At 50.6% G+C, this 9482-nt stretch carries 7 protein-coding genes; 3 read left to right on the plus strand and 4 right to left on the minus strand.

Annotation, left to right across the window (positions count from 1 at the left end; translation table 11 throughout):
- Positions 1–56: 56 nt before the first annotated feature.
- From AB5H98_RS06670 to AB5H98_RS06685, 4 genes are all read right to left on the minus strand, one after another.
- Positions 57–1928 (minus strand): ABC transporter ATP-binding protein, encoded by a 1872-nt coding sequence (locus AB5H98_RS06670; RefSeq protein WP_367925135.1) that lies wholly within the window; start codon positions 1926–1928, stop codon positions 57–59.
- A complete protein-coding gene (locus AB5H98_RS06675) occupies positions 1918–3735 on the minus strand; it encodes an ABC transporter ATP-binding protein (protein WP_367925136.1) in 1818 nt (605 codons plus the stop codon). Before AB5H98_RS06675 ends, AB5H98_RS06670 begins: the two co-directional genes overlap by 11 nt.
- A 93-nt stretch (positions 3736–3828) precedes the next feature.
- A complete protein-coding gene (locus AB5H98_RS06680; RefSeq protein ID WP_367925137.1) occupies positions 3829–4491 on the minus strand; it encodes a sensor histidine kinase in 663 nt (220 codons plus the stop codon).
- Between the two features lie 5 nt (positions 4492–4496).
- Positions 4497–5195, minus strand: coding sequence for a LytR/AlgR family response regulator transcription factor (locus AB5H98_RS06685; protein ID WP_367925138.1), 699 nt, complete (start codon positions 5193–5195; stop codon positions 4497–4499).
- Between the two features lie 227 nt (positions 5196–5422).
- Here AB5H98_RS06685 and AB5H98_RS06690 point away from each other — a divergent pair, with 227 nt between their 5' ends.
- From AB5H98_RS06690 to AB5H98_RS06700, 3 genes are all read left to right on the plus strand, one after another.
- The gene (locus AB5H98_RS06690; protein ID WP_367925139.1) at positions 5423–6181 is read left to right on the plus strand and encodes a MerR family transcriptional regulator; all 759 of its coding nucleotides are present in this window, start codon (positions 5423–5425) and stop codon (positions 6179–6181) included.
- A 585-nt stretch (positions 6182–6766) separates the two neighbouring features.
- A complete protein-coding gene (locus tag AB5H98_RS06695; protein WP_367925140.1) occupies positions 6767–8443 on the plus strand; it encodes a GGDEF domain-containing protein in 1677 nt (558 codons plus the stop codon).
- Positions 8440–9453: a DUF4832 domain-containing protein gene (locus AB5H98_RS06700; protein ID WP_367925141.1), complete on the plus strand. Its 1014-nt coding sequence runs from the start codon at positions 8440–8442 to the stop codon at positions 9451–9453. Before AB5H98_RS06695 ends, AB5H98_RS06700 begins: the two co-directional genes overlap by 4 nt.
- Positions 9454–9482 lie beyond the last annotated feature (29 nt).

A 9482-nucleotide genomic window follows, 5' to 3' on the forward strand; every position in this document is an offset into this window, starting at 1 on the left:
GAGCCAAAAGACGGCAAAAACCGGACGCTTGTACAAAAAGCGTCCGGTTTTTTTACCTAAGAGTTAACGTAATATTGCGCCTGTGCCTGCCACAGTTTGTGATATAGGCCGGAGGTGTTGGCCACCAAAGAGGCATGTGTACCGGTTTGAACAATCGCCCCGTGGTCAAATACAACGATTTCGTCACAGAACTTACAAGAGGACAGTCGGTGACTGATATAAATGGAAGTTTTGTCTCCGGCGATGGTGTCGAAGCTCTGATAGATTTCGGCTTCGGCAATTGGATCCAAAGAGGCGGTAGGTTCATCCAAAACAAGAAACGGTGCATTTTTATACAGTGCCCGGGCAATGGCAATTTTTTGCGCCTCACCACCGGAAATTTGTACCCCGTTTTCCATTTCTTTGTATAGATAAGTGTCCAGCCCGTTGGGCATGTTTTGGGACCGGATTTCGAATCCGGCATCGTCTAAGCATTTCGCCGCACGGGTCCGGTCATAGTGTGTCGATCCGGCGATGTTTTCACCTAAGGGGAGGGCCAGCAGCCGGAAATCCTGAAAGACTACGGAAAAAAGTGCAATATAGTCCTCGTATCGGTATTTTCGAATGTCGATGCCGTTCAAAAGAATTTCACCCTCGGTAGGGTCATACAGACGGCAGAGAAGTTTTATGAAAGTAGTTTTTCCACTGCCGTTGGGGCCCACAACGGCCAAACGGCTGCCAATGCGAAACGACAGATTCACATGACGCAGGGCCCATTGGTCGCTGCCGGGATAACGGAAGGACACATTTCGAAATTCCATTTGGTAGTTTCGGTCGGAGCGCTTTTCAGTGGTCAAAGTTCCCCGATACATAGGGTTGGGCAAATCGAGAAGTTGGAACGTACTGCGCAGAAATAGGCCGTTGGCGCGAATTTGTCCCAGAGTTTCCAGAATCAACGACACGCCACCGAACAGTTGTGTGGCCGAGCCTACATACTGAGTGACCGCGCCCACATCAAAGGCTCCGCCCCAGGACTTTAAGCACACAAACAAATACACGACGCAGGTGAGCAACGCCGAAACCGCCTGCCCCAGGCCCATTAATAGACCCATGCTGCCCAAGGAACATCGCACAAGAGGCGAATTGGACAAAAACATATGTTGGCTCATATAGTGCCGGCAGATGTTTTCCTGTTGAAGATACATCCGAAGATCCGCAGCACGTTTTTGGTCCATCGCCATGCAGCCGAAAAATTCAAAGTAACGGTTGGCAAGCCGCAGTTTGGACGCCTGTCGACTCAGGATGAGAGCGGCTTTTCCGTTGCAAGCGGACGATGCAAACACCGTCAGCATTAAAAGAATCAGAAATCCCAGTATGCACAGAGGACTGTTCAAAATCGCCAGAGGACTGTCTGCGGGAACATCTGTAAAAAACAAGGTCAGCGTAAATCCTATGCCGCCCAGCACCTGCATGGCCGTTTTGCAGAAGTTCGGAAAAAAGACCAGTGTTTGGGAAAGTCCACATCCGCCCCAGGTGTCGTTTTGCTTGATTTGAGAATATAGGTCCTGTACTTCCTGACGGTCGATTTCGGCATAATCCAGTTCGGCCATTTTATCCGTCAGCGGCTTTAAACGCTGTGCATTCAAAACGGTGCGTTCATAATCGGTCCATTGGACGAGTATGCCATTGATCAGTGCCATTGCTGCAGTAATTCCCACCGTGAGTGCCGCCCAGAATGCCAGTCTCTCCGGTTGCCGCTGTCCGGAAAGCTCACTGATGATTTGTGCCGACAGCCAGATGGTAACATAAGGGGCCAGGGCTCTGCCCATAGAACTGAGCAGCGTTGAAATAAAATAACCGGGGCTTTGGTGAAACCACAAAGTCCATGCGCGTAAGTTTAGCTTCCATGCCTCGGCATAGCCGCAGGTCTTTTGCGTATCATTCGGCATCGCCCCTATCTCCTTCCTGATAATAGCGGCTTTGCACCGCGAATAATTTTGCGTAGCCGCCGTTGGCAGCAAGCAAGGTTTCGTGATTGCCCTGCTCTGTAATACGTCCCTCTTTCAAAAATACAATCCGGTCACAAAAGCGGGTAGACGCCAGACGATGACTGATAAACAGTGCAGTGCGGCCGGCCGTCAAACGATCGTATTTTTGATACAGATCGTCCTCGGCAAGGGGATCCATCGCAGCGGTGGGTTCGTCCAGTGCCAGAATCGGTCCGTTTTTGTAAAGTGCTCGGGCCAGCATAAGTCTTTGAAGCTGACCACCGGATAATTCCGTACCGTCCTCGTATACACGGCGCCCCAGTTTTGTATCCAATCCATGAGGGAAAGCGCGCACGGTTTCCGTAAGTCCCGCTTTGTCCAGACATTGCCAAACACGGTCTGTATCCACTTTGTCCCTCCGCTGGGCTACATTTTCAGCCACGCTGGCTTCCAGTAAGGAAAAATCCTGAAACACGGCCGAAAACAACGCATAGTAGTCTCTACGATTCAATGTGCGCACGTCCTGTCCATTGAACAGGATTCGGCCCTCAGTGGGATCGAGAAATCCACAGATCAGTCGAACCAATGTTGTTTTACCTGCACCATTCAACCCCACAATCGCCAGCTTTTCCCCGGCGTGGATGACAAGGTCGATGGCGTGCAGCGTGTCGGCGGTGGCCTCTGGGTAACGGTAGCTCACATGCTCCAATCGAATTTCGCAAGGCATGTTCGGGTCGAAGGAAAGCGGCTGCCCATCTGTAAGATGAAACGGTTCCGGCCAATTAAGCGTCTCCCGCAGAAAAGAGATCTCCAGAGACTGCCGGTGCAGTTCGGTGCTGTTCTCCAAAATACTGGCGACCCATTGCGTAAATCTGCTGACGGCAGTGAAGTAGAGTAGAAACTGAGATGCGGGCATGCCCTGGGTCAGCGCCAGCCAAATTAGATAGATGTAGGCGATGCCGTCTCGAGCAAAGGTCAGCACAAGGTCGGCGACGTCGATCCACAGATAGTGAATATGTCTGCGTTTTAGGTAATCCCGCAACAGACATGTCACGCGATCCCATACCTGATCCAGCCAGTTTTTTAGACCAAATAGGCGAATGTCTTTGGAATAAGCACGATCCGTACAAATTTGGTGCAGATAATGAAGCTGACCTCTATAACGGCTTTCCTCTTCTTGGTGGCCATAAATCCATTGGTTGACCTTGTGTCGGATGAGATATCCGGCGATTGTGGTAAGGACCACTGTTAACAACAGTGCAGGGTGTAATCCGGACAGAAGTGTGAGATATACAAAAAAGCCGATTAAATTGGTTAAAAGATCCGTCAACGTACTCCAGATCGCTTCCGTGGCATCCGAGTTGCTGTCACACGAAGACATCGCTTTTTGGATGCGTTTGATAAATGTCGTGTCCAGCGTATTCGGAAAGGATGTATCGGCCATTTTGTCAGAAATTTTCGTCGACAAAGCGGTTCGGATGCTGATACGCCCATAAAGTGCATTTTGAGTGAGATAGGCATTTAATCCGTACAGAATAAACAATACCGCTCCGAAAATAAAAATCACACGCAAAAGTTCCCCGAGCGGAGCGTGTATCTCCACTCTGTGCAAAACCAACGGCGCAAGCAACAGTTGCGCAATGGAGGTACCTGCAGTAATAATCGCAATGACTGCGCACAGAAATGGCACGCTTTTTCTGTTTTCCCAAGCTACGCCGAGCAAAAAGCCAATATTCTGAATAACATTGTAGGTTGGTTTTTGTTTCATCGGATTCACCTCTTGTCCTACTTTACTACAATAAAAGGTCCCCGGTATATTCCGGGGACGAATTGCAGCTCTTGGGGGATGAACAGTAGAAATTTAGAGTTGTGGAATCAAAATTTCAGTCGTAAAGGCACCATCTTCGCTGTTGCGGCTTAAATACCCTTCCATCCGGTCCACAATGTTGTCGATGCGCACTAGTCCAAATCCGTGCCCTGCTCCCTTGGTGGTGGAAAAACGCCGGCCGATTTTCTGCCGTTTGGCCACGGCTGTAAAATTGGTAAAACTGATGTACAATTGAGTGCCCTTCATATCCATATACACACGAATCAAGCGTTTTTCTTCCGGCAAGGCAAGGCTTGCCTCAATGGCATTGTCAAATAAATTTCCCAAAATGACACACAGATCCAGCTCAGACATGCGCAATTTCATGGGGATATTTGCATCCGCCTGTACCTGTATGTGTCGGGATTTTGCCAGCGAAATTTTACTGTTTAAAATGGCGTCGGCCATAGAGTTTCCGGTTTTGATAACGGTATCCACCGTGTTCAAATCCGTATCCAATTCGTCAAGATACTCTTTGACGCCCTCCCAGTCATTATTTGCAACCAGCGCCTTCAGAACTTGGATGTGATTGCGGTAGTCGTGTCGCCAACCCCGAATCTGTCGATACATGTTTTCTACCTCTTGGTAGTGGGTGTCCACCAATTCCCGTTGATAGGCGGCAATCTCCCGATCGATTCGCCTTGAGAAAAATCCCATTTGTCTCACCCCTTGCAGATAATGGCCCGGTTGATGCGTTCGTATGCGCCTCGAGGCAATGGCAGTGTACTGCCGTCGTTTAAGACTACGGTGGTTCTGGTTACCCGGGCGATGTAACCCAAGTTTACAAGCGCCGAGCGCCCCAACCGGAAAAAGCTGTCATCCAAATGTGCTTCCAATTCGCTCAGCGTCATTTTTACGGTGCAGTTTGTGGTAGAATAAATGGTCACATAATTGCCCTGTACTTGCGCAAAACGAATCTGATAAATTGGAATGCGCACCAATTCACCGGACTTTTCCAGCGTTAGTACACGTTCGCTTTTTTGCAGTTTTTCAATTGCTCGGTCTAAAACCGAAAACAGTTTTTCTTCGTTTACGGGCTTCATTAAATAGTGCAGAGCCTCGACTTCATACCCGTCGGAGATATAATCGGAATATCCTGTGATGAAAACGATCTGCACTGCATCGTTGTCCTTGCGCAGGGTACGCGCCATGGATACGCCATCCATTTGCCCCATCTCTACATCCAAAAGCAGTATTTGTACGCTCTTGTCCTCAGCATAACGGAACAGAAAACTCTCCGCAGAAGGATACATCGCCAGCCGCGCCACATGGTTGCGGGTTCCGGCCCAGCGTCGCACAAGTTGAGAGAGATACTCCCTATCCGCGGCCGAATCGTCACAGATTGCAATGTTGCAGTTCATACACAAGGTCCCTTTCAAAAAGCAAGGATAGAATGATTTATGATTGATATTATACTGCCGGTGAGCAGCAGCGGCAAGCCGGCCGGGCTTGCCGAAAGAAAGGAACAAGCATGATTTGTGCATCAAAAGATTTTCGTTGCGCTCTTGTGGGTTACAACTCCCAAAAAAAGGCTTGACTTTGTCGTACCGTCAACCGGTACACTAAAGATGCAAGGAGGGAATGCGTTGTGGAATATTCCATTCATGAACTGTCGTGCCTGTCAGGTGTGTCCTCTCGAACACTGCGTTGGTACGATGAGATTGGTCTTCTAAAACCTGTTCGTGTGGCGCACAATGGTTACCGCTATTACGGTCCGCTCGAAGTGAATCGGTTGCAGGATATTTTGTATTACCGCGCCCTTGGAATGGGACTGTCTCATATCAAAGAATGCTTGGATGACCCTTCTTTCGACCGCCTGGCCGCGTTGCGTCAGCATTTGGCTTCTCTGCAAGCACAAAAAGAACGATTGGAATCATTGATTGAGTCGGTGGAACAGACCATTGATTGTGAAGAAAGGAAGAAACCTATGAACGATGAAGAAAAATTTGCCGCTTTCAAACAAAAAGCGATAGAGAAAAATGAGGCTCTTTACGGAAAGGAAAGCAGACATAAATATGGCGATGCAGCGGTGGATGCATCCAATGCCAATCTGATGGGATTGAGCCAAGAGCAATATAACTTATGGAGCGAGGTGGATGCTGAGTTGCGGCAACGGTTGAAGATTGCTGTGACCAGCGGGTTGAAACCCGATGCAGACGAAGGAAAGGCGATTTACGAAATGCACCGCCGTTGGCTCAAGGTAACCGATCCAAAGCTGACGGCTGAAAAGCATAAAGGAATTGCACAATTGTATCTATTGGATGAGCGGTTTACCGCCTACTATGACCGAGAAGTTCCCGGCTGTGCCCAATTTTTGACAGATGCCGTGGACTACTGGGCAAAATAGTGGAAAGAGGTTCTTGTAAAAAGAGAAAGAGCAGAATAGAACCGCCAGAGGACCATTGCCCTCTGGCGGTTCTGCTTTTTGTGTAACGTTACGTGGCACATTGCTGCGATGGACAACGTCTATGTCTGTGCGTCGGAACGCAGTTACGGCAATGCGAACATGCCCTTTGTTGCCGGTTTTGAAACACTATTTTCAATAGCAATTTATATACAGTGTTTTACAAAAATTTGGTATAATGAAATCAATCGGACTGCAAAGGATGCTCTGTAATTAGAAAAGCTACAAAAAGCGAAAACTGGATCGGGTAGTGGTGTACAACGAAGACGCACAACATTTTGTAGTGAATCATATCAATGAAATTGTGGAACTTTCATAAGCGCGATAAAACGCAAGTGATAAAATGCATCTTAAATGACATATAATGGTCGAGGAAAAGAACACAGATGCTACTTTGAAGTTTCGGCGCCATCTTACGGAAAATAGGAAATGGCAGGGCAATCGCCTTGACAGCTTTTTTTGAAAAGGCGTATACTTGTGCTTTAAATGTTGCAAATGTTTCTTTTGATCAGGAATGAGGATACTGTTATGGCTGACTTAGTGATTCTGGGATCCCTGCGCAAGCGCATTCTGTTTACGCTGCTGATTGCCACAACGCTTGCCTTGACGTTTGTCACGGCGGTGCACTGTGCTGTCCCGCTTGCGTCTATCCCTGCCACAGCAGTGCAGCAACTGGACACCGGCTGGTTTTATCAAGACGGCGACACTTTGACGCCTCTGCCTCCGCTTCCCTGTGAACCGGATGTTTCCGGAGACAAACTCACCCTTGTGCGCAACCTCGACGGTGTGTCTCCGGATGATGTGCTGGCGGTGCAGACCAGGTATCAGTCTCTTCGTGTCTGGGCCGACGACGTCCTGATCTATGACACCGCCCAGGGCAGCGAGTACGCTTTGGGAAGCATGTGGCATTTCATCCCCTGTGAGGATTATGCCGGCGCATCCACTCTTCGGGTCGAATTCATAAGATACGATCCGGAAGACGGCTGGGAAATTTCCACCATAATGCAAGGCCATCCGGACACCATTCGCCTCCATCTTCTGTCAGCCCATTTGCCCACCATCATCGTATGGATGGGATGTATGCTGTTCACGGTGCTTCTGGTTGCCGTTGGGGGATTCATGGCTCTGCGCAGAATCGCGGGCTCCTCGCTGGCACTCATTCTGGCGGCGTTCGTCTTTTTGTCCGGTATGTGGGTATTGCTGGACTCCAAAGTGACCACCATGGCCGGCGGTAATTATGCCCTCACCTACTTTTTCAGCTATTGTGCATTTTATCTTTTGCCGGTTCCTCTGCTGGCGTATTCGCAGCTTTTGCTGCGGCTGAACAGTAAGCTGTTGCGGCTGCTGATCTGGATTGCTGCGGGCAATGCCGCCTTTTGGATGTTGCTCCATCTTTTGGGCGTGGTCCCCATCCGCAAAACGGCGGTGAGCGTCCATCTCATCATTTTGATGTTTGTGGTCGTGCTGGTCAGAGAGCTCTTCCGCCGGCGGACAGACCGTTCCCAGGAGCGCTCCACCTGCACCATCTGGGGCATTTTACTTGTGTTGGCTGTGGCCCTTGTGTCCATCGTTCTGGACTACGCCGGCATACTCCCCAATACCAACAGTTCGGCGCTGTTTGTTTGGGGCTTGTTCGCACTCATCCTCTCCATGGTCATGGACACCGGCCTTCGAATCGGTCAGCTATGGCGGGAACAGAAGAATATGCACTTTTACCAGAAACTGGCCACCCAGGACCGGATGACCTTACTATTTAACCGCAACGCCTACGAATTGCGAATGAGGGAACTGGTTGCAGCCCCGCCTGCAGAGATAGCGTTCGTCCTGTTTGACATCGACAAACTCAAAATCATCAATGATACTTACGGTCACGACTGCGGCGATCAGGTCATCGCTATGGCGGCTCAATGCATTCTTGAAGTGTTTGGACCTTTGGGCGAGTGTTACCGCATCGGTGGAGACGAGTTTTGCGTGATACTGACCACGTCTGAATCCATCTGCGAAAAGCTGGGGGCGTTTGACGAGTTGATCGTTTCCCGCAACCCCCAATCGTTCCCGGTGCGGGTGTCCCACGGATGGGCGGCGCGTCGCTTTGTCGAAGGTGAAACGGTCCCCCTTGAGGACATTGTAGGGGTCAAGATGGAGGCGGATGGGTCTCTCTATCGCAGCAAAAAGATTGGTGATCTGGACGGAGAGCGGCAATGAGAAAAAAACGAATGATATTTCTTGGCGCGGCGGTGTTTGCCGCAGTTTGCCTGTTGTTTTGGTACCAGAACAACAGGATGAAGCTGGAGTTTTCGTACACCAGCGAGGCTTTCGGCAACCCACTGATGGGTTATGCGCCCTCGGCCTGGCACGACGAAGTGGACGAAGCTGTAACGCTTTTGTACATGGACATCACCTGGCGGGAGTTGGAGCCGGAGGAAGGTGTGTTCGACTGGGATGCCATTGAAGAGGAGAATCAACTGGAGCGCTGGCGTGCGGAAGGCAAGCACATCGTGCTGCGTTTTGTGTGCGATTTGCCCGGCGATGAAGACCACCGGGACATTCCCGACTGGCTCTGGGAAAAGACCGGTGGCGCGGGGATGGCCTATGATAACTCCTATGGCCGGGGTTTTTCGCCGGACTATAACCACCCGGAGTTCATCGCCTGCCATCAGCGGGCGGTAGCCGCGCTGGGTGAGCGCTACGGCGGCGATGACTTCATCAGCTTCATCGAGTTGGGAAGCCTGGGCCATTGGGGCGAGTGGCATATTCGCTCCTCTGACGGGCTGCCTCCCATGCCGGACCAGCAGGTGCGGGCTCAATACGCACAGCATTGGGCCGAGGCTTTCCCCAACGCCCGCATCCTGATGCGACGTCCTTTCGCGGAAGCCCAGGAGAACGGCTTTGGCCTGTACAACGACATGGCAGGTCACCCGGAGGCCACCGCCGAGTGGCTAGATTGGATCCAAAGGGGCGGGGAGTACGACCAGACCGGCGAAGAGAACGCACTCGTCCCCATGGCTGACGCCTGGCAGACCGCCCCGGTGGGTGGCGAGTTCACCAGCTCGCTGCCTATGGAGCAGATGCTGGACACAGAACTGGAGACTACGCTCACCCTTTTGCGCGATTCCCACACCACCTTTTTAGGTCCCAAAATTGCCGACCGGGAGTTTCAAGAGGGCTATGACACCGTGCTTTTAAACCTGGGTGTGCGACTTGTTCGCTGCTAAAAAACTCCGGAAACGGAAACAAGGTAGCG

Origin of the sequence: uncultured Ruthenibacterium sp., from assembly GCF_963558415.1 — a bacterium.
Classification (GTDB): Bacteria; Bacillota; Clostridia; order Oscillospirales; family Ruminococcaceae; genus Ruthenibacterium.